We start from the raw sequence: 24931 nt of genomic DNA on the forward strand, positions 1-24931 counted from the left end.
ATATGGCATTTACAATCGCAATTTCAAAAGAGCGTACTGATTTTAAGAAAAATTACTGGCTGATTGGCTTTATGGTTTTCTTCCTGATCAACTGGATTAATTCGTATGTAGGCAATACTGATTCTTCCAACTGGCTGCTTGAAAATACATTGGTTTTTATTTTCCTCGGATTCTTGTTTTCGACTTATAAAAAATACAAATTCAGCGACCTGAGTTATTTGCTGATTTGCATTTATTTGTGCCTTCACGTGTATGGCTCGAAATACACTTATGCCGAAAACCCTTTTGGTTACTGGCTAAAAGATGCGCTTGACCTCAAAAGAAACCATTACGACCGCATCGTGCATTTCAGTTTCGGATTTTTATTGGCTTATCCGATGCGCGAAATGTTCCTCAAATGGCTGAAGTTTCCGGCTTGGGTCGCGTGGACATTACCAATTGAAATCACATTGTCCATCAGTGCGTTTTATGAATTGATTGAATCGGCCGTTGCCGATGTATTTTTCAAAGCACAAGGCGACGCCTACCTCGGACTCCAAGGCGATATCTGGGACGCGCAGAAAGACATCGCACTCGCATTTTCAGGTGCCATCATCGCGACGACAATCGTTTCGCTCATCAAAAAAATCGGAAATATTAACGAAGTACAATAGACATAAAAAAATATTACAAATGACAAGTCGACGATAACGCTAAACTTTCGGCTTTTGACTTTCGACTTTCGACATAATTCATTAATTTCGCTAACGCAAAATAAAACAGATTTTGGCAATCTGAAATCTAAAATCTGAACTCTAAAATTTTATAAAATGAAATACGATATCATTGTTTTAGGAAGTGGTCCCGGAGGTTATGTAACCGCCATCCGTGCTTCACAATTGGGCTTTAAAGTAGCCATTATCGAAAAGGAAAACCTTGGCGGCATCTGCCTTAACTGGGGTTGTATCCCGACAAAGGCGCTGTTGAAATCGGCGCAGGTTTTTGATTACCTGAAACATGCTTCAGATTACGGATTAACAATCAAGGAATTCGACAAAGATTTCAGCGCAGTCGTACAGCGTTCAAGAAATGTTGCCGACGGCATGAGCAAAGGTGTGCAATTCCTGATGAAGAAAAATAAGATCGATGTTATCGACGGTGCCGGAAAAATCAAGCCGGGCAAAAAAGTCGATGTGACTGATAAAGACAATAAAGTAACAGAATATTCAGCTGACCATATTATTATCGCAACCGGCGCGCGTTCGCGAGAATTGCCGAATTTGCCGCAAGATGGTAAAAAGGTAATCGGATACCGTCAGGCGATGACACTTCCTGAGCAGCCAAAATCGATGATTGTTGTTGGTTCAGGTGCGATTGGCGTTGAGTTCGCGCATTTCTATAATTCTATGGGAACTGATGTAACCATCGTTGAATTCATGCCGAATGTTGTTCCGGTTGAAGACGAAGATATTTCGAAACAATTCGAGCGTTCTTTGAAAAAGGCGGGCATCAAAATCATGACGAATTCTTCTGTAGAAAAATTGGATACTTCAGGTTCAGGCGTAAAAGCAACTGTAAAAACGGCTAAAGGTGAAGAAGTTTTAGAAGCCGATATCGTACTTTCTGCAGTCGGAATCAAATCGAACATCGAAAATATCGGTTTGGAAGAAGTGGGTATTGCTACTGACAGAGATAAAATTTTAGTGAATTCATGGTACCAGACCAACGTTCCGGGTTATTATGCCATTGGAGATGTTGTTCCCGGTCAGGCTTTGGCACACGTCGCTTCCGCGGAAGGCATCACTTGCGTGGAAAAAATTGCAGGTCTTCACGTAGACCCGATTGACTACGGCAACGTTCCGGGTTGTACCTATGCCACTCCGGAAATCGCATCAGTCGGGATGACTGAAAAACAGGCGAAAGAAAAAGGGTATGAATTAAAAATCGGAAAATTCCCGTTCACCGCATTCCGGAAAAGCTAAAGCTGCAGGAACTCCTGACGGATTCGTAAAAGTAATCTTCGATGCCAAATATGGCGAATGGCTTGGCTGCCACATGATTGGCGCCGGCGTTACCGACATGATTGCAGAAGCGGTTGTTGGAAGAAAATTAGAAACCACAGGACACGAAATACTTAAATCTATCCACCCGCACCCTACGATGAGCGAGGCAGTGATGGAAGCTGTAGCTGATGCTTATGGCGAGGTGATTCACCTATAGATATAAGTAATGTATTGGGTACAGGGTTTAGGGTTAAAAACTTTGCGTTAAAATGCTAATCAAATAATTAAGGGCATAAGGTAAAATTTATCTTATGCCCTTTTTAAATGTTCGCTGAGGCCATGAACCCTGAACCCAATAATTAATTCAACAACTCCTGCAATCCAAACGACGATACGAAGTTTTTGTACTGAACCCCAACATTAGCGTTGGCTTCATTGGCGAATTCGCCTGTCATAGCATCAACAACCGTGCGCAGCGGACGTTGTCCTTTAGGCAATTCGACCAAATTTAAAACAGCATCGGCAACGCGTTGCGGGTCAGGTTTGGCATTTTCAAAAAACGTACCGATACCGGCTCCGATTTGTTCAGGAATGGCTGCCAAATCTCCGTAACCATCGATTACCGAAGCATCAGAACCATATTGTGCACTTCCGAAAATATCAGTCGGAAAAGTGCCAGGTTGCACAATGGCAACATCAATTCCGAGCGGGCGCACTTCGTAATGCAGTCCTTCGCTGAGCCCTTCGACAGCAAATTTAGCAGAGTTATAGAACGTCATGAACGGCGCTGAAAAACGTCCCAATACGCTTGACGTGTTAACGATAAGTCCTTCACCCTGTTCACGCATTTTTGGAAGTACGGCTTTGATGGTGCGCCACGTCGCTTTTAAATGCACATCATAAAGTTTATCAATATCATCCTCTGTGAAAGTTTCAGCTATCCCGCCAAGGAAATTGCCGGCGTTGTTGATTAAAACGTCGATGCGGTTTTCTTTCCGGATGATTTCACTGATTGCAGCATTTACTGAATCGGCACTTGAAAGATCAACTTCTATCACATGAACATTGTCCGATTGTGCCAGTTCAATTGCCTTGTCTTTGTTTTTTCCGTTTGTATTTCTCATCGTGGCATAAACGGTATGCCCGGCTTTTGACAATGTTTGTGCATGCAACCACCCGAATCCACTGTTGGTACCGGTGATTAAGATTACTTTTTTGCTCATTTTTATTAGCATTAATGGTTAAAATAATAGAAAAATTAGTTTACAATAGTTTTTTAGTTACTTTTGTATACCACAAAGGAACAGCGAAATAATTTAACCCACAAGAAGGCACCTGCCGGAAACACAGTCACCAAATGGAAACGATTACAGCATTTACAGAGCAAGAGACCCAAAAAAAAATTTCAGATTTTTTCGAAATCAAGGAAAGTAATGTGACTTTATGTCCGGTAAAGGACGTTTTGAGTACGGTTGGCGATAAATGGTCGGTTTTCGTAATGGTAACGCTCGGGAAAAGTAAAACAATGCGCTTTAATGAATTGAAGCATGGCATTGGCGGTATTTCACAAAAAATGCTTACCGTTACGCTGCGTGAGCTTGAATCTTTCGGATTGGTCAATCGCGAAATCTTTCCTCAGATTCCACCAAAAGTTGAATATACGATTACGCCAATGGGCGAGGAATTTTTAAGGCATTTGGTAGTAATGTTGGAATGGGCTTGCAAGAACTCTGCTATGATTGCTGAGAACAGGAAGAAATAATGGCAGCAGTTTTTAAGTTTATGCGCCAAACGACCGCCAACATCAGCTATAACGTTTGAATTTCTGTTAATGCCAAAAATCCAAATCATTGTTTACTTCACTAAAATGAATGTCACCTAATGACAATTTATGGCCTTAGTATCGGTATTTTTTCACAAAATTTAAGTAGGATTTTTCAAACGTTAATTATCTGAAATTCTTGTTATCATCCTCAAATTTTGCAGTAATTTTACAGCCTAATCTATAAAAAAATGATAACAATGGTAACTGATTACTGGTGGGTTTTACTCATCTTATTGTGTGTTCTTTTTTACAAATTTGTTTTGCGCGTCTTCTTCGGAATGGTCATCGTTCCGGAAGATAAAATCGGTCTTGTGACCAAAAAATTCGTGCTCTTCGGAGCAGAAAAATCGTTGCCCGATGGCAGGATTATCGCCACTAAAGGTGAAGCCGGTTTTCAGGCAAAAACATTAGCGCCGGGATTGTACTGGATGATGTGGATCTGGCAGTATTCGGTCGACATGAGCGCTTTCACTATCATTCCGGAAGGAAAAATCGGTTTGATTCTGAGCAAGGACGGACAGGAAATCCCAACGGGTCGCATCCTCGCCCGAAAAGTACAATCGGATAACTTTCAGGATGCCACTGCTTTCCTGAACAATGGCGGGCAGAAAGGACGCCAGACGGCATTTATTACGACCGGTTCTTATCGTATCAACACGTTCCTTTTTGAAATCGTGATTGCCGATCAAATCAAGATTTTTGAAAACATGATTGGTATCGTAACCGCACTCGACGGCGATCCGATTCCGCAAGGACAGATCGCGGGTAAGAATGTCGAAGGGCATAATAATTTCCAGGATGTTGACCATTTCCTGAATAATGGCGGAAATCGTGGTTTGCAGCCGCAAGTGATGCTGGCAGGTTCTTACTATATCAATACATGGGCCATCCAGATCGAGCAGAACCCAATGACTGATGTGCCGATTGGTTACGTAGGCGTTGTGATTTCTTACATCGGTGAAGATGGAATGGATGTTACCGGAGAGCATTTCAAACACGGGAACATCGTTTCAAAAGGACAACGCGGTGTATGGATGAAGCCCCTGGGCACCGGTAAATACGCCCTGAACAAATACACTACCAAATTAGAGCCTGTTCCGACAACGAACCTGGTTTTGAATTGGGCTGATGCCAGAAGTGAGGCGCACAACCTTGACCATAATTTGTCTACGATTACAGTGCGTTCAAAAGATGGTTTCCCGTTCAACCTTGACGTTTCGCAGATCATCCACGTTCCGGCCAATGAGGCACCTAAAGTGATTGCGCGTTTCGGAAGCATGACCAATCTGGTTTCACAGGTTTTGGAGCCAACGATTGGTAACTATTTCAGGAACTCGGCTCAGGAAAGCGATGTGATTTCTTTCCTGAGTACTAGGAAAGAACGTCAGGAATCTGCTAAGAATCATATCAAGGTGGTTTTGGATGAGTATAATGTGAATGCAGTTGATACGCTGATTGGTGACATTGTTCCGCCTGATTCGTTGATGAAAACCTTAACTGACAGGAAACTTGCCGAGGAGGAACAAAAGACTTACCAAACCCAGAAAATGGCGCAGGAACAACGTCAGGGAATGGAAAAAGAAACCGCAATTGCTGATATGCAGAAGGAAATTGTACGCGCCTCACAAAGTGTTGAGATTGCACAAAGAACCGCAGATGCAACGGTTAAGAAAGCCGAAGGTGATGCAACCAGTTTGAAACTGAATGTAAACGCTGAGGCGGAAGCTACGAAAATGCGTGCGAATGCTGAGGCGGAAGCTACCAAGGCAAGAGCGGGTGCGCAGGCTGAGGCAACTAAACTTACTGCGAGTGCTGAAGCGGAACGGATTTCTAAAACCGGTCTGGCAGAAGCTGAAAAGATCATGGCGATTGGTAAATCGACTGCGGAGGCTTATGAATTGCAGGTTTCGGCAATGGGTGGTGATAATTTTACCAAGTATAAAATCACTGAGGAGATTGGGAAAGGTAAGATTAAGGTGATCCCGGATGTTTTGATTACCGGGAATGCCGGAAGCGATGGAGCTATTAGTGGGTTGTTGGGGATGAAGTTGATGGAGATGATGGATGCGAAGGTTGAGCAGAACGGGGAGAAAAAGTAGTGCCTTAGTGCCTTAGACACTTCGCTACTTAGTACCTGAGTTTCTTAGAAGAGAATATTGTATTGCCTCCCGGATTAAACATTTGCCGGGAGGGATACATTTCGGGAGCGGTACGGGCTTAAACGATTCCTAACAGAATGATAATCTGTAACGCCGTGAACCGATCATTGCGTAACTTTAGGTAAATATAAAAATACACCTAAAATGGACTCAATCAACAAAAACCAGCCGGAAGACAACTTTAAGGATCTTTCAGGCAATGAAGCTCGCGAGAAGATTAAGGAATTGGCCACGGCAGCATCGTCGGGCTTCTTTTGCACAGGAATTAAAACCGGAATGCCCATTAATTCAAGGCCGATGTCACACCAGCAGATTGACGATGAAGGCAATTTCTGGTACCTGAGTGCCAACGACAGCCACAAGAACCGCGAGATTGCAGCAGACCCGGCAGTGCAGCTTTTCTTTCAGGGTTCTTCTTACAGTGATTTCCTATCACTTTACGGCAATGCTACAATTAGTGCCGATGCCGCTAAGATTGACGAGCTTTGGGACGATACGCTCAAAACCTGGTTTACGGAGGGCAAGCATGACCCGAGGATATCGGTCATTAAGTTTGCGCCGTCTGAAGGTTACTACTGGGATTTGAAAAACAATATGATCGTGGCGATGGCCAAGCGCGCGTATGGTGCTATTACCGGGCAGACCTATGACGATTCAATAGAAGGCAACGTCAAGCCATAAGGCTTACAGGCTTTGGTCAGTGACCAGAATATCAAGTATAAAATTCATCAAGCTGCAGGTTGTGGCTTGGTGATTTTTTGTTTTATGGGCTGATGGACTTCAACGTAATATACCCTGTAGCTATATCGAGCGTGTCCAGAATTTGTGCAAGTCGGGAATTGTCCTGCCCTGCCCTATCATTCCTTATGAAATGAAATTTGTCCAGCATTGCAGCTTTAGGAAGTGTGCGTGGTTTTTCCCGCGCATTGCCGTTTGGTGCTCAGCAAAGTCTGCTTTCGACGTCTTTTTCCTCGAGGCCGAGATAGGTGCTGAGTTCGTGTATGGTCACCAGTTGGTGGGATGCTTTGTTGTTGAGCAGCTTGATTTTACGGATGACTTCGCGGCTGTATCGTTCGCCTTTTCCGGTAATTCTTTGGACGTCTTCGGGTACTACGCATAGTGGCTTCATAGGCTTGTAGTGTCTTATGGGTTGGATTTATGGGTTGCTGCAAAATTGAATACACGGGGTAATGACGGGGTAATGACGGAGTAATGACGGAGTAATAGTATTTGATAACGTATTGAACACCGTAAAACAACTGTATAACCCCCGCCTACTATGCGTAATTAAACTATAATTGCATTAATCGTTATTATTTTGCAGAACTTCAGACAATATTATCAAATTTTAATATACGAAGCAAATTTTATTTATTATTTTATGACTTATTGCGAATTAAAAATTGACTAAAACGGTAAAACCGTGCAAAAAACTGCAAATTCGGCACAAATGACAGAATCCGGCAGTGCGTATTTGGCGTGACGGTTGGTGGTTTGTAGGTTTGTCTCACTATTAACCCGTAAAATTTTAAGATTATGGCAAAACAATCCGGTATTTTCCCGATTGAGGGAAGTTTAGACAATGTGACGTTTTTGAAAAGGAGTGGCACTTTTATGATCCGTAAGAAAGGCGGTGTTTCGAAGAGCAGGATTATGAATGACCCTGCGTTTAAGCGCACGAGGGAAAACGTTTCTGAATTCGGGCATGTGGCAAGTGCAGGGAAGCTCGTTCGCACGGGCGGTGCGCAACTGATCCAGAAGGCTTATGACCCGAAGCTCAGCAACCGCCTGATGAAACTGCTCACCAAGGTAAAGAACTGCGACCCAAGTATGCCGCGCGGCAAGCGACAGGTACATGGCGGACTGACGACTGCGGAAGGGCTTGCGCTACTTTCGGGATTTGATTTTAACGAGCGCTCGACGCTGTCAGCAGTATTGTTCGCACCGACGGCGTTGACGGAAGCGACGGGCAAGATTACGATTCCAAACCTCGTGCCTGCCGACATGATGCACTACCCTGCCCATGCGACGCATGTGAGCTTTCGCTCGGGTATCCTGCGGATTGACTTTGAGCAGGATGCCGCGACGCTCGTCATGAGCCCTGTAACAAACCTGCCGATTGACATGAGCGAGACTTCGGTATCGCTGACGCCAACGGCTTTGCCTGCGGGCACTGGTGTTAAGATGCACCTGCTGCTGGTTGAGTTTTATCAGGAAATTAACGGCGATCAGTATTTGCTGAACGACGGGAAGTTTAATGTGCTCGGGACGGTTTGGGTGAGTACGACGGCTTAGGTTTTTGATTTTGAAACTCCTCGTGAAAGCGGGGAATTTTTTTGTTGATAAAATTTTTGAAATCAGGTATTTATACTTGGTGGGGTTTAAAGGGAAATTGGTATGTTGCGGGGCTTGAAATTTATAATTACTTGCAAATGATTATTTGCGACGCAAATGTTTTAGTTTGCAGAAATGTGCATGTATTTATGAGTTGGTGGCAAGTTCACCGTGGAATAGGAGAATTCAAGTAATAAATAGATTTTCAATGAAAAAAATAGACCTTCACACGCATACTGTTTCTACAATTAGTGATTATCATTTTGACTTTGACCTTTCAAAAGTTAAAGAATACGTTGATAAATTACAAATTGACGCACTAGCTATAACAAATCATAATGTGTTTGATATGAATCAGTATAATCAAATTAGAAACTCATTGACAATTCCGGTTTTTCCTGGTATTGAGATTGACTTGGAAGGCGGTCACTTATTACTAATCACAGACACAGACGAATTTGAAGTTTCAAATTTTGATGAAAAATGTAAACAAGTCTCCGCATTAATTAAAACAAAAGATGATAGCATTACACTTACTCAATTTAACTATATTTTTACAGACTTAAGTAAATATGTTCTAATTCCACATTATGACAAAAGTCCAGAAATCAAACAATCGACAATTACGGCTTTAAATCCGCATATAACGTTCCGGAGAAGTTGCGAGTGTATCAAAATTTAAAAGAATGTTCAAAGAACCGCAGGGGCTTACGCCAGTGTTGTTTAGTGATATGCGTTTCAAAACTGAACTAAAAGATTTCCCTACTCGACATACATTTGTTGATTTAAAAGATATATCGTTGGCGGGGATAAAATCTTGTTTAGCTGACAAGAGTAAGATTTCATTAACCAAAGATGGTGGGAACGACTTTTTCCAAGCAACTGATGATGGATTGGAATTGTCAACAGGGTTAAATATAATATTAGGAGAACGTTCTTCTGGAAAGACCGTAACACTTAATAAAATTGCGTCATCATCAGGAAATGCAAAATACATAAGACAGTTTTCACTACTTCAAAATGATGAAGAAACATTTAACAGAACAAACGATTCTCGTTTAAGTATTATTCATAATAATTATTTAAATGAATTAAAATCGGTAATCGAAGATGTTATTCAAATTGATATAAAACAAAATCATCTTAACGTTGGAAATTATTTAGATTCATTGAAAAAATTCGCGACAGAAAATGAAAAGAAAGACTTGTTTTCAAAATGTACTTTATTTAGCGAAGACATTTTTTCGATAAGTGATCTTAAAAATCTTGATAAGGTAATAGAATCAGTTACAACTTTGATTGAAAACAATGAATATCAAGACATCATAGTTAAATACATTTCTATTGACAATCTCAAAAAATTACTACTCGAATTAATTGAAAAAGCTATTTCTTCAAAAAAAGAAAACGAAGAAAAAATTTGGCTCAATTCAATTATAAAAGACATTAAAAGAGAGCTTGGAATAAAAACCACAAATTCAGTTATCGAAGAAATAGATTATTATAAAATCGCTCTTGACGAAATAAAAATCAAAAAATTTGAGGAAGTCGTGAATGAATTAAAAACGGAGAGGCAAATTAATCGTGAAGAATTGGGTAAATTCTCAATCGTGACGTCAACACAAATAATTACAGGAGCTTCTGATTTACAAAAAATAGCGCACGATAAAAAAACATACAGTCCCGCTTTTGGTATTTATAGCAATCCTTACGGGTATCTTTTAAAACTTAAAGAAACGGGCGTTGAAGAAGCAGGCCTATATAAATTTTTTATCAAAATTGAATCTGAAACACTAAACAAAGATGGCTTCAAGGTTTCAGGAGGAGAACGTTCCGAATTTAATCTAATTCATGAAATTAAAGACGCTACGAAATATGACATACTTCTAATTGATGAACCTGAATCTTCATTCGACAATCTTTTCTTAAAAAAGGAAATAAACACATTAATCAAAAACATTTCAGAACTGATGCCTGTGGTTGTAGTAACTCACAACAGTACAGTAGGAGCATCAATAAAACCAAATTATGTTGCTATCACACAAAAAAACATCGAAGACAAAATAATTGTTTATCGCGTATTTACAGGTTATCCTTCTGATAAAGAATTAACTTGTTCAGACGGTAGTAAAGTCAAAAATTATGATGTAATTCTAAATTGTTTAGAAGCAGGTGTTGAGGCATATACAGAACGTAAAACACTTACATATGAAATACTTAAAGATTGAAAATAATAAAGGTTATTATCGTACAGATACAACTAAAGAGGAATGGTTAGAGCTTGACCAAATTAACAAAGACCAATTGCTAACCTTATTAAAATTCGCATCAACCGAAGAATTTGAAATGGATGAGCACAAGGATGAATTTCTTCAAAATCCTGCACACAATATAATTTATAAAAATATATATGAAAAGTTTAAAGATTTCCTTGGCAATAAAACGAGGTTTCAAGACAGTGTAGAAGCAATGTATAAAACCGCGATTGAAAAATATAAAGTGCAAGAAGAATAAAAGCCAGCCGCTAACGAGCAGTTTTACGAAATTACCTGATTTTGTGCAAAATAGAATTAGTTTATTATTAACTTCGTTTGGTCGCCGAAAGTACTCGGCTCCCAAATTGCCGAGCGTTAGCGATAATTAAAAAACACTATGGATAGATTTATTGATTTAGCGGCCAGCTTTGAGAAAGATGTTTTAAAAAGAGTGTTAAGGTCAGAGAATGAATTAGATAATATTTTAAAAGATAGTATAATAGCTTTTGAAGAAAAAGTTCTCTTTTTGATTGACCTTAATATCAAAAACCAACTTTCCGAAATAACATTATATAGACAAAATAGAATTGAATTAATTTTTTTAAACCTAAATCAATTATTTGAGGAAAATAGATTTAGAGATAAAATAAAGAGAGAAAAAATACTTGAATTGATCGATGACTTTATTACAATAATTGAATCTTCCGGTTTAGAGAATAAATTATATCAAAATAACGCTTCTTTAAAAGATCAAGCAAGTAATAATCGAAAAATTGAAAAGCGCTACACGCAAATTCAAGAAACATTAAAAGAAATTGAAAATCAAACAATTGAAATCAATTCTTATTATAATTCAATTAAAAATACTCATGATAAGTTAACACATAATCAAATTAAAATTGAAGAATTTAATACTTATTATCAGACTGCAAAATTGGAAATAGAGGATCTTCGTTTCAGCATAAAAGGTTTTTTTAGTAATGTGGAAAATTATACTAAAATAGTAACAGATTCCGAACAAAAGGTCAAAAAATTAATTGAAAATTCTACAAGTAAAACAGATGAGAATATTAAAGTCAATCAAGAGAATTATACTAAAGCTATAGATAAATTTTGTAAAGAATCTTCGGAAATTGAAACTAAGAACAAAACCATCCAAAGTGAAATTAATACTCTTTTGCAAGGCGCAAATGCTAGTAAATTAGCGCACATCTACGAAAATAAAAGAAAAGAAATTGAATGGCAATTATGGTTTTGGCTTGCTGGAATTATTGTATCAACAATTGTAATCATATTTATTTCATATTATAAGCTTTTTGATAAATTATTAACAACAGAGTTGCTACTGGAACGTTTTTTAATTATTCTGCCAATTCTTTTACTTGACATCTTTTTCATTTTCCAATACAATCTCAAAAATAAAATAGTAGAGGATTATAGATTTAAAAGTTCTACTGCAACATCTTTATTCGCTTTTAATGAGTTAATTAAAAGTTATGAAACTGATAAGTCTCAAGATTTTATTACAAAATCTTTAGAAACGCTATTTAAATCACCTTTAACTGAAAAAGATTATAATAATCCAGCTTTATCTGTACTTGAAAAATCGTATTCTAAGATAGAAGATAGAATAGATAAATTAATTGAAAAAATTCCAAAAACCAATTAATTACTTACAATAGAGTATTTGTATTTATTGAAAGAAATCGTCCTTGAAATTGTCGCAACTTGCAAAGTCCTGGGCGTTACCTATAGGCATTAAAAACGAAACTCGTGATATTAGAGAAAAAACAAATCGATGAGTTAAAAAGATTGTCAACATAAGTTTAGACAATCTCTATCATAACGATCTTGAAATTATTCAGCGCGGAGGTATGGAACAAGCCGCTTCCTTTCGCTTTGGAATATACTTATTAGGTCAAAGCCAACAAATTGATTGGCTGCGTGATTATGATTTTGATATGGAGTATAACAAAAATGGTAATGAGCCTAAACGAACACCAAGAAGACCTAATGGCACTCGACCAGATTTAATAATTCATACGCGAAACTCAAATCAATCAAATATTCTTATTATTGAAATAAAAGGTTGGTGGAATATTGAAGATAGAAAAATAGACATGGATAAACTAGAAGATTTTACAAATCAGCAAGGAGAATATGGTTATGGTTTAGGTGTTTTCTTGGATTTATACCCTAATGGCTGTGAACCTAAATTCCTAAAAGATTATTAAAATTATGCCAGCAGGTAACGAACAGCTCAAAACCAAAGCGGCAATTAGTTGCAAATTGTTCGTCTATTTTTTATAATTCGTTAAAGATTGCTGAAAGTGACCGGCTTCGAGGTTGCCGCAAAATGAAGCAAACACATAAATCTGTATAGCATTAAAAATAAAATTTTAATGGAAAAACCTAGGCCAATAGGTACAATTACATGATTCCACTAGCGAAATTTTCAGAAAATTCTTGGAAACAATGAATATTTAAAGGCTGAATTAACTAAAACAAATCTCTAAAGCGTTAAGCTGGGAGTACAGAAACATCATGAAAAAAATTATTTTTTGTTTACCATTAATTGCAATTATGAATTTATGCTTAGGACAAGCTGTATTAGAACACTCTTACGAAAATCCGGGTCAAATAAGTTCTGAAGACGAATTTTATACATTTAATGCAGAAAATGGAATTAATTATTTCACCTACAATTTTATTAATCAAACGTTTACAATCTACAATGAATCTCACATAGTAACAAATAATTTTACAGTACCAAGTCTTTCAGGAGATATAATTGTAAGAGCAATAGTGACCGATAAATTATTCAATAGTGATAACAATTTCGAATTTTTGTTGACGACAATGAATGATAAAATTATCCTGGTTAACGATAGCGGAGTAACATTGCAAGAATTCAACAATAGGGATTTTGTAAAAATAATTAAAAATAATTCTGGTAATTATAAACTTATAGTCAAAGGTTATGGCGCGCCGATACTTGATGTTTATAGCCTGCCAGGCACATTATCAATAAATCAACAAGATTTATTAGTAAATAAATGGATTGCATTTCCAAATCCAACATCGGATAAAATTTTCATTACCAATCCACTTGCGAATGGCGAGAAAGGAGAACTTGAGATATTTGACATGAGTGGTAAAAAAGTAATACAACTACAGTTAAATAATAATAATGAAATTTCTATTGATGTTTCAAGTCTAAATCCAGGCACATATCTCTATAAGATTAATAATTATTCCAGCAAATTTATAAAATACTAGCCCAGTAAATGTTGACCGAACTATCAATTAAAAAATTTATCGTTAACAAGCGGTTTCATTTCATTGCGGTATTTATTTCATTGCGGTATTTATTTTAAAATTGTTCTTCTATTTTTTCATAACTTCGTTTTCAGTCACCTAAAGTACCCGACTTAGAAATTGCCGCACGGTCGCAAAGCCCGACGCCGTTAGCAAACATCTGCTACAAAGCACATAAATATATTGATTCATGAATATTAGTTTTGACCTTGATAGTACATTGATTCCAAATGGAAAAGAATTTGAAGTCGAAAATATAGGCAGAATTGCAAAACTTTTTGGTATTGAACAAATAAGAAAAGGAACGCGGGAATTAATTACCGATTTACAAAAGGAAGGTCACGAGATTCATATTTACACAACATCATTCAGAACAAAAAATAAAATTAGATTTACACTGTTTTATTACGGAATCAAAGTTAATCGCATAATCAACCAAACTGAAAATCAAAGAACGCTAAGGTCGTTAAAAATTACTTCATCTAAGTATCCCGCTGCTTTTAACTTTGATATCCATATAGACGATTCAAAAGGTGTTGGAATGGAAGCGGAAAAACACAATTTCAGAGCAATTATCGTTGATCCATCAGAAAAAAATTGGATTGAAATAATTAAAAGTGAAATTATAAATCCTGGCTGACGAGCGGCTTGGCGAAAATGCGGCATAAGTTGCGAAATTGTTCGACTGTTTTTTATAACTTCGTTTACGTCAGATTATTGAGAATGAATGTGAAGGTTTTAGTAAAATATTAAAGTATCAATAATGAAACAACTACCAGTGTTTTTACTACTATCAATTTTCACCATTCTGTCGTGTAACAATCCTAAGTCACCTTCACCAAAAACTAATATCGCAAAGCCGGAAAACAAAGCCGGAAATAATTCAGACACACAAAATCCCAACAATGCTGATATCAATAACCAACCGCAATATACCAACGTCCTTGACATATTCCAAATACGCGATTTAGAAGAAAGTGCCCATAAAAAAGTTGGTTTTATATCGTTGTCTGACATTTATCCGTTGAGCGAACATTCGAATTCTTTGGCTATTCCGGGTTTTGAAAATACAGGCAAGAACAATCTTCAGTATTTTAAATTGGATGCAAAATACAGAAAGCGATTGTTGTCAAAAACAAAAATTTCGGAAACAGACAGTGTGTTTATTTATGATTACGCCAAAGATGTGATGCGCTCTTTTGTGGTTGGGAAACTGAATGCTATCGCTTACTTAAATGATTATTCGGATGTAAACGATTGTACTTGCAGCCAAGACTATTATATGATTGGATTTGAAATTGCGAAAAACAATTTATACGGATTGGACAAAGATTTTAATGATGTTTTGGTTTTTATCGGTAAGGCGAATCCTTTTGTTCGCGGGCAGATGAAAGCTATTGTCTGGCAGAAAGTCAAGGAAGAAAAATTTCCGTTAAAAAAAAGTACTTTGACAGCAGTGCAGCTTCAAGACAGACATATAGATGCCACAAACGGGCAAGCTTATTTATACGAAACGAAAACGCACCAGATTTTTATCCGGGATTATACCGAATCAAATAATCCTTTCGAGGTTCTGGACAGGCATTTAATGATAATTGACAAGCAAACGGGCCATGTGGTTAATGAGGCGATGTTCAGCGATAACGAAAGTATGAGTCCGGCACCGTTGAATTTTGGAATAAATGACAGCAATTATTCAGGCCTAAAAGAACAATGGACAGGAAAACTTTTCAAAGACAAACCTGAAGTGTTATTTGGATTTGATTGGTTGTCGTTTGGGTGCCCGGGTATTATGTTCGTGAATTTACGAGATAGTTATGTTTACATCAATTGTGATAGCAGGCATTAAAAAAGAATTAGGAACGAAACTATAAAAATGAACATTGATATGAATGCCGCTAAAAGAATTTCAATCTATTTCATTTTAATTATACTGAATTGCTGCATCACCTTTTTAGCTTTGTATAGGAAGCCAATTTTTGGCGACATAATTATTTCAGTTATGGTTTATCAAATTGTACTTAATTTGGTTTATGCGTCGATGTTTCTCAAGCTTAAAGTTTTGTGGAGTATTCCGTGTTCAATTTTAATTTCATGCCTGAGTTTATTTATTGCGCTTACACTTATCGATCATAATTTATATTCTGACGCGCGAGATCCTTACGGCATTATGACCGCGATTGTTTATAATGCCATCCTGCCTATATTGTTTTGGGAGATCATTTTTCAAATAAAGAAATATTTCAACAACCGCAGACTTAAATCTGACATTGATAACGCTTTGGAAGAAAGCCTGAACTAAAAGACAGACATGTAATTAAATACCGGCTGCCTTATCGATTTGTTCGCGAATTTTCCATAGTTTCGTTACAGGTCGCCAACTAAAAAATTCAATTTAAATGATTATAGCATTAAGAACAGATAAAAGAGAACGGATATCGATATTTATTGTCAGCATGATTTTGTTCACAGTTTCTTTGACGCAGTATGTTTATACCGATAGCAGTGCGCCTCCCGATAATAAAGCGTTCGGATTTATGGCCTTACTGCTCGGATGGCTCGACATTTTCGGCACGGGGATTTCGTGGTGCGCCAATCCGGCGTTATGGGTATCGTGGGTGTTTTTATTTGAAAACAAAATCAAGGCAGCTTTAATTGTGAGCGCTTTGTCCGTAATGTTTTCATTCAGTTTTTTACTTTTCAGCCAGATATACCTGGACGAAGGCGGCAACAAAGGAGACATCGTAGAACGAAATACTGGTTATTGGCTCTGGCTTGCGAGCTGCCCTGGTTTGTTTTCTTGGCGCTTTAAATTTATTTTTAAAGCGTAAGAAAAGAAGTCAGAACGCTAACTTTCAGGCTTAATACTTAATTTAATCCGCCATCAAAAATGAGAAAAGTAATCGCCGCAATAAACATGACCCTTGACGGAATCTGTGATCATACTGCAGGTATTCCCGATGAAGATTTACATCGACATTATACAAAGTTGTTAGCCGATTCAGGCGTTATTTTGTATGGAAGGACGACTTATCAATTGATGCAATTCTGGCAAACGTTGTTAGAAAAACCGTCCGGTAAAAAATCAATGGATGACTTTGCTTTGGCCATTAATAAAATACCAAAAGTCGTTTTTTCACAAACCCTAAAAGATACTGAATGGGACAGCGCGAAACTTGCGACAAAGGCACTTGAAGATGAAGTTTCAGCACTTAAACGAGAATCGGGTGCAGCCATTTTAGTGGGCAGCCGAAGTTTGATTATCCAGCTTATCAACCTTAATTTGGTTGATGAATTCCAGATTTGCATTCACCCGATGCTGGAAGGAAAAGGGCTGCAGTTATTTGATAAAATAAACGGCAGGAAAATTTTCAGGCTATCTAATACAAAAATATTTGATTCGGGGGCGATTGTTCTTTATTACGAGCCGACAGGATCCAACTAACATGCTGGGCGAAATTCACGAACAATCTGTAAATTATGCAGTTATTTTATATAACTTCGTTTGCGCTCACAAAATCCTGAACAACTTCGACAGACATGTTGAAAGAATTAAGTTTAATTAATCTCAGAAAATGAAAAAAACACTACTTGTCCTGTCATTTTTTATAGCCTTTATAAACACAACTCATGCACAAACCAACTGGGATTTATTAAATCCAAAACCAACTGCCAGCACCGGAAAAGACATTGATTTCGTTACCAATGAAATTGGCTACATCATCACAGGCGGCGAATTATTAGAAACGCTTGATGCAGGCGCTACCTGGTTAAAAAAGCAGAGTATTAACAGTGGAAATGATATGAGTTTTTACAATAATACAGGCTACATTGTCGGCAATTATGGATATGTGTTAAAAACTACTGACGGCGGTGCATCATGGAGCCAGATAACTACCGATTTCAGTTATACATTTAATACAGTTAATATCATTGATGACAATACGGTTATACTTTCTACCTCAAACAGCATCTTAAGAACCGATGATGGAGGCAGCACCTGGGTAAATTTAAATATTCCGAATGGCAGCGTTAATAAAACATTTTTTACAAGTGCCTTAACAGGACATGCAGTGTGTAACAACGGACTTATTCAAAAAACAATTGATGGTGGGCAAAGCTGGTATAATACGCTCACTTCAAATAGTTTCCCTACAGATTTTTTTACGGTACAATTTGTCAATCAATCTGTAGGTTTTGCAAGCAGACAGCATGACGACCTATTTAAAACAACCGATGGCGGCGAAACATGGATGGAAATGCCATACAACGAAGAAGCGATATACGACTTCCATTTTTTAGATGAAAATAATGGTTTCGCTACTGGTGAATATGGTGCTACCTACAAAACAACCAATGGTGGAACTACGTGGACACATATATTTTTTCTGGATAGCTATTACGGAGATTCTTCGATGTATGGCATTTATTTTCAGGATAACAATACTGGCTACGTTACTGGTCAGCGCGGCAGAATCCTTAAAACTACAGATGGAGGCGTAACCTGGACAGCACAATCCCAGAATTATAATGACATCGGACAATTACAATTTGTAGATGAGAATATTGCCTACGCACAATCAAGGAATAATTTCTACAAAACTTCCGATGCCGGGAACACCTGGAATTTCGTTGGTTCTGTGAATTTAGATTCATCGACTTCGACCAACGGATTTACCTTCGTAGATGAAAATATTGGTTACACAACCACCGGATATTCCGGAGGCTCTGTATTTAAGACAACTAACGGAGGCGTGACATGGTCTGCCTTGAATAACGGCTTTAGCATCATTGACGAAGGAATCACATCTATTTGTTTTCTGAATGCCACCACCGGATTTATTTCTGGTGGCTACAATACGCGAAAAGTGATGAAAACCACCAATGGCGGTGCAACCTGGACACAGGTATTTAATCAGACATTTGGCCAAATACAATTTATTAATGATCAGGTCGGGTATGCTAACCGGATAGGGTATGAAACTGGCAGAATGTATAAGACTACCGATGGCGGTACCACCTGGAATATGAGTTTTGAAGCCAATCATGGCATTAATGGCTTTGATTTCGTTGATGAAAATAATGGCTATTTCGTAGGGGATCAGGGCTTGATGTATAAAACAAACGACGGAGGAGCAAATTGGGTGAAATTAGAAATCCCATATGAAACGTATAGGGAAATTAAATTTCAAACAAAAAATATCGGCTTTATAGCAGATGACGACGGATTACTTTATAAAACAGAAAATGGAGGTTTGAACTGGCAATTAGTAACCTCACAGTATAAGATAAACTCGATAGTACTTGTCAATGGCAAAATTTATACTGCGGGAACGTTTGGTAAGATATACCGCAGTGATGTTGATTACCAAGCTATAATTTTAAATGCTGACGGTGCTGAAAATATTACAAATTCGACGGCAAGCTTAACCGGAAATGCTGCCTCCAACGGTGGCCCTGTCTCAGATATCCGATTCGAATATGGTTTGTATTATTCCTTTAGTGATTTTGTTGCTGCAGCACCCGCTACAGTGAATCCAAATGATGCTGCAAGCATTTCTGTTGATTTGGCAAATCTGGAAACAAATGCTACTTATTATTACAGGTTGAGAGGAACCCAAAACTCAAATATTGTTTACAGTCAAATAATGAGTTTTACTACGCTTCCAGACTATACTATTACCACAGATTATGTATATAATTTTGGTGCAACTACTGCTACAATTTCAGGGACGATTGTCTCTAACGGCTATGATATTACGAACGTGATGTTTCAATACGGACAAAGTCCTGATGCTCTGAGAATACAATCGATGGCACACCATCATCAGTATCAGGAAACTCAACAGAAAATGCAATTGCGTCTTTAAGTAACTTATCGCCTCAAACAAATTATTTCTACAGGATTAAGGCAACGCATCAGGGAGCGGATATTTTCGGAAACATTCAGTCATTTACAACCTATCCGGAATACAACATTAATGTTTATAGTCCGAATATAATTGACTCAAATGTTATTTTATCGGCCTATTTAACTTCATATGGCCAAAACATTACCGATGTCTCATTTGAATACGGCGCAAACGGTTTTGAAAACACAATTACAACCGACCCTTCGCAAGTTGACGCCTACAATTCTAATTATGTTAATGCAACACTGACTAACTTAAATCCCGATTTGAATTACTATTACAGATTAAAAGGGATACATAACGGCGTAACCATTTATCGTCCAGGAAATGGTATTCAATTTTTCCGGAAATATTATAATGGTTAACGAAACACCACAGGAATCCCAGTCAAATACGCTGCAACTTAAGGGTTTGATAAACGCTTACGGTCGTTATTTAACTAATATTCATTTCGAATACGGATTGACAGAAAGCTTTGGTTCGTCGGTATCAGGAACGCCGAATTTTGTCTATGGTTATAACACCAATTTGATAACTGCTGCTGTCAATAACACATTACCAAATCAAACTTATTACTACAGATTGGTTGCCACATATAACGGAACTACAATTTATTCACCAACTTATCAATATACAACATTTGCTTTGGGTCTCGCAGGTATTAATTCAGAGACAGCGCTGTCAGTATTTCCAAATCCGGCAACTGATTTTGTAAATTTTAAATCTAATAATTCAGAGAAGATAAACGGTATTGAATTTTACAACGCATTAGGCCAACGCATTTATAATAAGACTTCCTTTAACGATACTGATGTTAAAGTTGACGTATCAAATTTTAGTAAAGGGATATACTTTATAAAAGTAAAATTAGAAAATACCGGCGTAGTGTCATCGAAGTTAATACTAAAATAGAATACAATTTTTAATTGCTTTGGTTCATTCAATCAGCTTATTTTAATCAGATGTATTTGAAAAATGAATAAATTAACAACTGAAAGGTTAACACTTCGAAAACTTTCAAAAAACGATGCAGAAGCAATATTGCAATTGCGTTCGAGCCCGGAAGTCAATAAATTTCTCAACAGGAAACCAAGCAAAACTTTAGAAGATGCTACTGACTTCATCAGGAATATCACTGAAAATGAAAGCGATGATTTGTTTTATTGGGCAATCACAAAAACTGAAAACGAAACACTTATCGGTACGATTTGCTTATTTGAATTTCTAAGCGATATGGAAAAATGTGAAATTGGATATGAGCTTTTACCTGAATATCAAGGCAATGGGTTTATGATTGAAGCTGTGAGGAAAGTAATTGAATATGCACATGAAAAGCTTGGACTGAAAATAATAGACGCAATTTCTCATAAAGAAAATTTAGCTTCAACAGGGCTTTTGCAGAAATTTGGTTTTACGGAATTACCGGAAGTTGTTGAAGAAAATCCGGATTTGGTTTTATTCAGGTTGACTACGATAGATTGAAATTTACCCGTATAGATTTCCGATCAGAAAAATTGGGTCGGTTTTTGTATGTCTCAGTTAATAAGTTAATTCAGACCATTAAATTATTTAAAATGAAGAAAATATTAGTTGCCCTTTTTTTCGTATTTGTTTGTAATAATACACTAAAGGCTCAAAATGTTACCGGTACAGAAGCACAGGTAAAAACTACACTTTGCAAATCCTGGACGATTGATTATGCCATGTCGAAAGGCAAAAAAATCAGTATGCCCGTCGGTGCGGAAGGCTTTCGTATGGTGTTCAAAACTGACAATACCTATGAAGTCAAGAATGCACCTGAAGGCAACGCCAACGATAAATGGGTTTACGATGCTGCCGCCAAAATGGTTGTGATTTACCGCAATGGAAAGGCTTATTCAAATATTTCTACTTTAACAGATACAGAAATGATCATCTCGCCACCAAAATCTGAAATGGATTTCGGTTAGGCAGAAGTGCACCTCAAACCTGCCCAATAATCGTTAAAAAAAGAGCGTTTATCGTAATCTGCGAAAAAAGCTTTTGAAAAAAAGCGGTGTAAATGCAAAATCGTTATTTTTATAGGACAAACACCATCTTATGAAAATATTTACCCTAAAAACCGCATCACTCTTACTGCTGCTTACCGTTTTCAGTTGCTCTAAATCTGATAAAAAGAAAGAAAGCGAAGGCGATTCACGCTATACTCCGAAAAATTTCGTCGAGCTCAAACATCCTGATTGGAGCAAAAATGCCACGATTTATGAAGTGAATGTGCGCCAATTCACTCCGGAAGGTACATTCAAAGCTTTCGAGGCACATCTTCCGCGCATTAAAGCGATGGGAATCGATATCATCTGGCTCATGCCAATTCATCCGATTGGTGTCGAAAAACGCAAAGGTACTTTAGGCAGCGAATATTCTGTGAAAGATTATTTTGGCGTCAATCCGGAATTTGGAAATAAAGACGATTTCAAGCATTTGGTTGACAAAATCCATGAAATGGGCATGCATGTCATTATTGACTGGGTGGCGAACCATTCAGCATGGGATAATCCGTTGGCAAAAGAGCATCCTGATTGGTATTCCAAAACTCCCGAAGGGCATTTCCAGCCAACACCCTGGTATGATTGGGATGACGTAATTGATTTTGATTACGACAAGCCTGAACTCAGAAAATACATGACCAGCGCTTTGGTGTATTGGGTAAAAGATTTCAACATCGACGGTTATCGTTGTGATACCGCAGGTTTTATCCCGACTGATTTCTGGGACAATGCCCGTGCAGAAATGGATGCCGTAAAACCGGTTTTCATGCTGGCTGAATGGGAAGCCCGCGATTTGCATAAGCTTGCATTCGACATGACGTATTCATGGACGTTATTCGACAAAATGACGGCAGTAACCAGGGACAAAAAATCAATCGATGGTTTGGTTGAATATATGGCGCATGATGTCAGCACTTTTCCGCGTGACGGTTACCGGATGCTGTTTACAGACAACCACGACATGAATTCCTGGAATAATAATATGGATTTCAATTTTGGCGCCGGACTGGAAGCTTCAATGGTTCTGTGCGGTACGATCAACGGAATGCCGCTCGTTTACGGCGGGCAGGAAGCCGGATTGGCGCGCTCCCTGAAATTCTTCGATAAAGACCAGATTGACTGGTCGAAATTTCCATATACACCTTTATTTACAAAACTTTTTGAGCTCAAACACAAAAACCACGCCTTGTGGAATGGCAGCGAAGGCGGCGTGATGATTCGGATTTACAACGACAAAATGAAACAGGTGATTTCTTTCTCAAGGGAAAAAGATGGCGATGAGGTGATTCCGATTGTCAATTACAGCGATAAGGAAGTGACTGTAAAACTCGATACAAAATACCAGAAAGGCAATTATAAAGAACTTTTTTCCGACGCCGATTACACGCTCAAAGGTGACGATGTCGTAACGCTTGCGCCGTGGAAATATCTTGTTTTGGTAAAACAAAAGTAATATTAATCGATTACCTGAAAATTTAATTGTAAGTGAAAACCATTAACGCATTAAAAGAACTTAATGCGCTAATGGTTTTTGATTTTAAGGATAAATAGCAATTGTTAATGTTAATTATCCCCTAACCTTTTCGCATACTCCGAAAAATTACTAACTTTCTTGTTTGTTAGTAACAACCTATGAAACCAAACTCCGGGGCTTCTCCTCTCAATAATTCACAATTTTTGTCCGGCGGCGGAGAAATGGGCGAAATCATACGCAATTTCAACTGGTCAAAAACATCAATTGGCCCGGTTGAAACGTGGCCGCAAAGCCTTCGCACCACACTCAGTATCATCCTCAATTCTAAATTTCCGATGTTTCTTTTTTGGGGCGACCAGCAATTGTGTTTTTACAACGACGCTTATCGGCCAAGCCTTGGCAATAATGGAAAGCATCCGGCAGTCGGGCACAAAGGCAAAGAAGTCTGGCCTGAAATCTGGGATGCGATAAAGCCACTCATCGACCAGGTACTTTCCGGCGGTGAGGCAACGTGGAGCGAAAACCAATACCTGCCTATTTACCGCAACGGGCAACTCGAAGATGTTTACTGGACTTTCAGTTATAGTCCGGTTTACGATGAATCCGGGAAACCCGCAGGCGTTTTCGTCACTTGTACCGAAACCACGCAAACCGTTGAGTCGATGCGCCAGCTTCAGGGTTCTGAGCAACGATTCAAGAACCTGGTTCGCGAAGCCAATGTAGGTATCGTTATCCTTAGCGGGGAAGAAATGCGTGTGAGCGTTGTCAATGAAATATACGGCCGCCTGATCAATTCGACCGTTGATGAAATGATGGACAGGCCATTGTTTGAAATTATTCCGGAAACCGAAGCCGTCTACAGGCCAATGCTTGAAAAAGTAATGGCAACCGGCGAATCGATATACCTTACCGAGGCGCCTTATATTGTTACTGTAAAAGGAGAAACGATCCATGGATTTGTCGATGGCGTTTACCAGCCTTACAAAGAAACCGATGGGCGTATTACCGGCGTAATTGCAATTCTTCACGATGTCACCGCAATGGTCAAAGCCCGAAGAATAACCGAAGACAGCGAAAGCATGCTGCGTTTTGCCATTGATGCCGCCGAACTCGGGACGTGGGATTTAGATCCGACAACAAATGTCTTCTATGGAAATGACAGGCTCAAAGAATGGTTCGGATTAAATCAATATGATGAGATTGAGCTTTCGGCAGCTGTAAATATCATCGCAGAAAAAGACCGCGAAAATGTATCAAAAGCCATACATCAGGCGATGTTGTATGAATCGGGCGGAGTTTACGATATCGAATACGCTATCATCCATCCCGAAAATAAGTCGGAACGTATTGTAAAGGCCAAAGGAAAAGCCTGGTTCAATGACGATAAAGTAGCCTATCGATTCAATGGCACTATGCAGGATGTAACGGAACAGGTATTGCTTCGCAGGCAAAGAGAAGAGCGCGAACAACTGCTGCATCTTTTAATCGAAGAATCCCCTATCAGAATTACATTCCTTTCAGGAAGAGACATGAAGGTCATATTGGCGAATGATACGGTATTGAAAAGCTGGGGCAAAGACAAATCAATCCTCGGATTGCCTTTGAGGGATATTATGCCGGCACTTGAAGGCCAGGAAATACTGGG

At 38.3% G+C, this 24931-nt stretch carries 23 protein-coding genes and 2 pseudogenes; 23 read left to right on the forward strand and 2 right to left on the reverse strand.

Features of this window, described 5'->3' with window-relative positions:
* Nucleotides 1-2 precede the first annotated feature (2 nt).
* Both ACSLFW_RS16525 and lpdA read left to right on the forward strand, forming a co-directional pair.
* Nucleotides 3-653, forward strand: a complete 651-nt coding sequence (locus ACSLFW_RS16525; RefSeq protein WP_436556667.1) for a DUF2238 domain-containing protein — start codon at nucleotides 3-5, stop codon at nucleotides 651-653.
* Nucleotides 654-809: 156 nt separating this feature from the next.
* Nucleotides 810-2199, forward strand: a pseudogene (lpdA, locus tag ACSLFW_RS16530) (dihydrolipoyl dehydrogenase).
* A 142-nt stretch (nucleotides 2200-2341) separates the two neighbouring features.
* Here the strand turns inward: lpdA and ACSLFW_RS16535 are convergent.
* Nucleotides 2342-3205 (reverse strand): SDR family oxidoreductase, encoded by an 864-nt coding sequence (locus tag ACSLFW_RS16535; RefSeq protein ID WP_436556668.1) that lies wholly within the window; start codon nucleotides 3203-3205, stop codon nucleotides 2342-2344.
* 134 nt (nucleotides 3206-3339) lie between these two features.
* Between ACSLFW_RS16535 and ACSLFW_RS16540 the strand changes: the two genes are divergently transcribed.
* The 3 genes from ACSLFW_RS16540 to ACSLFW_RS16550 all read left to right on the forward strand — a co-directional run bounded on the left by ACSLFW_RS16540 (nucleotide 3340) and on the right by ACSLFW_RS16550 (nucleotide 6647).
* On the forward strand, nucleotides 3340-3744 hold the full coding sequence (locus ACSLFW_RS16540; protein WP_436556669.1) for a winged helix-turn-helix transcriptional regulator: 405 nt from the start codon (nucleotides 3340-3342) through the stop codon (nucleotides 3742-3744).
* A 260-nt stretch (nucleotides 3745-4004) separates the two neighbouring features.
* Nucleotides 4005-5906 carry an SPFH domain-containing protein gene (locus ACSLFW_RS16545; RefSeq protein WP_436556670.1) on the forward strand — a complete coding sequence of 634 codons (1902 nt, stop codon included), beginning with the start codon at nucleotides 4005-4007 and terminating at the stop codon, nucleotides 5904-5906.
* 204 nt (nucleotides 5907-6110) lie between these two features.
* Entirely contained in the window at nucleotides 6111-6647 is a 537-nt protein-coding gene (locus ACSLFW_RS16550; RefSeq protein WP_436556671.1) for a pyridoxamine 5'-phosphate oxidase family protein, read from the forward strand.
* A gap of 259 nt (nucleotides 6648-6906) precedes the next feature.
* On the opposite strand, the gene ACSLFW_RS16555 is transcribed toward ACSLFW_RS16550, so the two are convergent.
* The gene (locus ACSLFW_RS16555; protein WP_436556672.1) at nucleotides 6907-7095 is read right to left on the reverse strand and encodes a hypothetical protein; all 189 of its coding nucleotides are present in this window, start codon (nucleotides 7093-7095) and stop codon (nucleotides 6907-6909) included.
* A 407-nt stretch (nucleotides 7096-7502) separates the two neighbouring features.
* On the opposite strand from ACSLFW_RS16555, the gene ACSLFW_RS16560 reads away from it, so the two are divergent.
* From ACSLFW_RS16560 to ACSLFW_RS16645, 18 genes and pseudogenes are all read left to right on the forward strand, one after another.
* Entirely contained in the window at nucleotides 7503-8261 is a 759-nt protein-coding gene (locus ACSLFW_RS16560) for a hypothetical protein (RefSeq protein ID WP_436556673.1), read from the forward strand.
* 247 nt (nucleotides 8262-8508) lie between these two features.
* The gene (locus ACSLFW_RS16565) at nucleotides 8509-8982 is read left to right on the forward strand and encodes a hypothetical protein (RefSeq protein ID WP_436556674.1); all 474 of its coding nucleotides are present in this window, start codon (nucleotides 8509-8511) and stop codon (nucleotides 8980-8982) included.
* A 4-nt stretch (nucleotides 8983-8986) separates the two neighbouring features.
* The gene (locus ACSLFW_RS16570) at nucleotides 8987-10528 is read left to right on the forward strand and encodes a histidinol-phosphatase (RefSeq protein WP_436556675.1); all 1542 of its coding nucleotides are present in this window, start codon (nucleotides 8987-8989) and stop codon (nucleotides 10526-10528) included.
* The gene (locus ACSLFW_RS16575) at nucleotides 10509-10814 is read left to right on the forward strand and encodes a hypothetical protein (RefSeq protein ID WP_436556676.1); all 306 of its coding nucleotides are present in this window, start codon (nucleotides 10509-10511) and stop codon (nucleotides 10812-10814) included. The genes ACSLFW_RS16570 and ACSLFW_RS16575 overlap by 20 nt, the downstream gene beginning before the upstream one ends.
* A gap of 138 nt (nucleotides 10815-10952) precedes the next feature.
* The gene (locus tag ACSLFW_RS16580; protein WP_436556677.1) at nucleotides 10953-12224 is read left to right on the forward strand and encodes a hypothetical protein; all 1272 of its coding nucleotides are present in this window, start codon (nucleotides 10953-10955) and stop codon (nucleotides 12222-12224) included.
* 205 nt (nucleotides 12225-12429) lie between these two features.
* Nucleotides 12430-12789 (forward strand): hypothetical protein, encoded by a 360-nt coding sequence (locus ACSLFW_RS16585; protein WP_436556678.1) that lies wholly within the window; start codon nucleotides 12430-12432, stop codon nucleotides 12787-12789.
* A gap of 310 nt (nucleotides 12790-13099) precedes the next feature.
* Complete coding sequence (locus ACSLFW_RS16590; RefSeq protein WP_436556679.1) at nucleotides 13100-13834, forward strand: T9SS type A sorting domain-containing protein; 735 nt, start codon at nucleotides 13100-13102, stop codon at nucleotides 13832-13834.
* A gap of 229 nt (nucleotides 13835-14063) precedes the next feature.
* Nucleotides 14064-14513: an HAD family hydrolase gene (locus ACSLFW_RS16595; protein WP_436556680.1), complete on the forward strand. Its 450-nt coding sequence runs from the start codon at nucleotides 14064-14066 to the stop codon at nucleotides 14511-14513.
* 123 nt (nucleotides 14514-14636) lie between these two features.
* Nucleotides 14637-15722, forward strand: a complete 1086-nt coding sequence (locus tag ACSLFW_RS16600; RefSeq protein WP_436556681.1) for a hypothetical protein — start codon at nucleotides 14637-14639, stop codon at nucleotides 15720-15722.
* Nucleotides 15723-15875: 153 nt separating this feature from the next.
* Nucleotides 15876-16175 (forward strand): hypothetical protein, encoded by a 300-nt coding sequence (locus tag ACSLFW_RS16605; RefSeq protein ID WP_436556682.1) that lies wholly within the window; start codon nucleotides 15876-15878, stop codon nucleotides 16173-16175.
* A 97-nt stretch (nucleotides 16176-16272) separates the two neighbouring features.
* Nucleotides 16273-16704 carry a hypothetical protein gene (locus ACSLFW_RS16610; RefSeq protein ID WP_436556683.1) on the forward strand — a complete coding sequence of 144 codons (432 nt, stop codon included), beginning with the start codon at nucleotides 16273-16275 and terminating at the stop codon, nucleotides 16702-16704.
* Between the two features lie 59 nt (nucleotides 16705-16763).
* On the forward strand, nucleotides 16764-17318 hold the full coding sequence (locus ACSLFW_RS16615) for a dihydrofolate reductase family protein (protein WP_436556684.1): 555 nt from the start codon (nucleotides 16764-16766) through the stop codon (nucleotides 17316-17318).
* A 130-nt stretch (nucleotides 17319-17448) separates the two neighbouring features.
* Nucleotides 17449-19743, forward strand: a complete 2295-nt coding sequence (locus ACSLFW_RS16620) for a YCF48-related protein (protein WP_436556685.1) — start codon at nucleotides 17449-17451, stop codon at nucleotides 19741-19743.
* Nucleotides 19744-20112: 369 nt separating this feature from the next.
* The gene (locus ACSLFW_RS16625; protein WP_436556686.1) at nucleotides 20113-20697 is read left to right on the forward strand and encodes a T9SS type A sorting domain-containing protein; all 585 of its coding nucleotides are present in this window, start codon (nucleotides 20113-20115) and stop codon (nucleotides 20695-20697) included.
* 63 nt (nucleotides 20698-20760) lie between these two features.
* Nucleotides 20761-21267, forward strand: coding sequence for a GNAT family N-acetyltransferase (locus ACSLFW_RS16630; RefSeq protein ID WP_436556687.1), 507 nt, complete (start codon nucleotides 20761-20763; stop codon nucleotides 21265-21267).
* A gap of 92 nt (nucleotides 21268-21359) precedes the next feature.
* Nucleotides 21360-21734: a hypothetical protein gene (locus ACSLFW_RS16635; RefSeq protein WP_436556688.1), complete on the forward strand. Its 375-nt coding sequence runs from the start codon at nucleotides 21360-21362 to the stop codon at nucleotides 21732-21734.
* Nucleotides 21735-21864: 130 nt separating this feature from the next.
* Nucleotides 21865-23265: an alpha-amylase family glycosyl hydrolase gene (locus tag ACSLFW_RS16640; protein ID WP_436556689.1), complete on the forward strand. Its 1401-nt coding sequence runs from the start codon at nucleotides 21865-21867 to the stop codon at nucleotides 23263-23265.
* Between the two features lie 356 nt (nucleotides 23266-23621).
* Nucleotides 23622-24722 (forward strand): annotated as a pseudogene (locus tag ACSLFW_RS16645) (PAS domain-containing protein); the annotation flags it as partial.
* Between the last annotated feature and the right edge of the window lie 209 nt (nucleotides 24723-24931).

The organism is Flavobacterium sp. 3HN19-14, assembly GCF_051373205.1.
Lineage (GTDB): Bacteria > Bacteroidota > Bacteroidia > Flavobacteriales > Flavobacteriaceae > Flavobacterium.

What these genes read in the sequence shown, in the direction of transcription:
- ACSLFW_RS16550 (WP_436556671.1), top strand. Translation starts at nt 6,111, where the DNA reads ATGGACTCAATCAACAAAAACCAGCCGGAAGACAACTTTAAGGATCTT.
- ACSLFW_RS16555 (WP_436556672.1), bottom strand. Translation starts at nt 7,095, where the DNA reads ATGAAGCCACTATGCGTAGTACCCGAAGACGTCCAAAGAATTACCGGA.
- ACSLFW_RS16615 (WP_436556684.1), top strand. Translation starts at nt 16,764, where the DNA reads ATGAGAAAAGTAATCGCCGCAATAAACATGACCCTTGACGGAATCTGT.
- ACSLFW_RS16625 (WP_436556686.1), top strand. Translation starts at nt 20,113, where the DNA reads ATGGTATTCAATTTTTCCGGAAATATTATAATGGTTAACGAAACACCA.
- ACSLFW_RS16620 (WP_436556685.1), top strand. Translation starts at nt 17,449, where the DNA reads ATGAAAAAAACACTACTTGTCCTGTCATTTTTTATAGCCTTTATAAAC.
- ACSLFW_RS16635 (WP_436556688.1), top strand. Translation starts at nt 21,360, where the DNA reads ATGAAGAAAATATTAGTTGCCCTTTTTTTCGTATTTGTTTGTAATAAT.
- ACSLFW_RS16540 (WP_436556669.1), top strand. Translation starts at nt 3,340, where the DNA reads ATGGAAACGATTACAGCATTTACAGAGCAAGAGACCCAAAAAAAAATT.
- ACSLFW_RS16545 (WP_436556670.1), top strand. Translation starts at nt 4,005, where the DNA reads ATGGTAACTGATTACTGGTGGGTTTTACTCATCTTATTGTGTGTTCTT.
- ACSLFW_RS16630 (WP_436556687.1), top strand. Translation starts at nt 20,761, where the DNA reads ATGAATAAATTAACAACTGAAAGGTTAACACTTCGAAAACTTTCAAAA.
- ACSLFW_RS16605 (WP_436556682.1), top strand. Translation starts at nt 15,876, where the DNA reads ATGGTTTATCAAATTGTACTTAATTTGGTTTATGCGTCGATGTTTCTC.
- ACSLFW_RS16600 (WP_436556681.1), top strand. Translation starts at nt 14,637, where the DNA reads ATGAAACAACTACCAGTGTTTTTACTACTATCAATTTTCACCATTCTG.
- ACSLFW_RS16525 (WP_436556667.1), top strand. Translation starts at nt 3, where the DNA reads ATGGCATTTACAATCGCAATTTCAAAAGAGCGTACTGATTTTAAGAAA.
- ACSLFW_RS16595 (WP_436556680.1), top strand. Translation starts at nt 14,064, where the DNA reads ATGAATATTAGTTTTGACCTTGATAGTACATTGATTCCAAATGGAAAA.
- ACSLFW_RS16590 (WP_436556679.1), top strand. Translation starts at nt 13,100, where the DNA reads ATGAAAAAAATTATTTTTTGTTTACCATTAATTGCAATTATGAATTTA.
- ACSLFW_RS16575 (WP_436556676.1), top strand. Translation starts at nt 10,509, where the DNA reads ATGAAATACTTAAAGATTGAAAATAATAAAGGTTATTATCGTACAGAT.
- ACSLFW_RS16560 (WP_436556673.1), top strand. Translation starts at nt 7,503, where the DNA reads ATGGCAAAACAATCCGGTATTTTCCCGATTGAGGGAAGTTTAGACAAT.
- ACSLFW_RS16565 (WP_436556674.1), top strand. Translation starts at nt 8,509, where the DNA reads ATGAAAAAAATAGACCTTCACACGCATACTGTTTCTACAATTAGTGAT.
- ACSLFW_RS16535 (WP_436556668.1), bottom strand. Translation starts at nt 3,205, where the DNA reads ATGAGCAAAAAAGTAATCTTAATCACCGGTACCAACAGTGGATTCGGG.
- ACSLFW_RS16580 (WP_436556677.1), top strand. Translation starts at nt 10,953, where the DNA reads ATGGATAGATTTATTGATTTAGCGGCCAGCTTTGAGAAAGATGTTTTA.
- ACSLFW_RS16640 (WP_436556689.1), top strand. Translation starts at nt 21,865, where the DNA reads ATGAAAATATTTACCCTAAAAACCGCATCACTCTTACTGCTGCTTACC.
- ACSLFW_RS16585 (WP_436556678.1), top strand. Translation starts at nt 12,430, where the DNA reads ATGGAACAAGCCGCTTCCTTTCGCTTTGGAATATACTTATTAGGTCAA.
- ACSLFW_RS16570 (WP_436556675.1), top strand. Translation starts at nt 8,987, where the DNA reads ATGTTCAAAGAACCGCAGGGGCTTACGCCAGTGTTGTTTAGTGATATG.
- ACSLFW_RS16610 (WP_436556683.1), top strand. Translation starts at nt 16,273, where the DNA reads ATGATTATAGCATTAAGAACAGATAAAAGAGAACGGATATCGATATTT.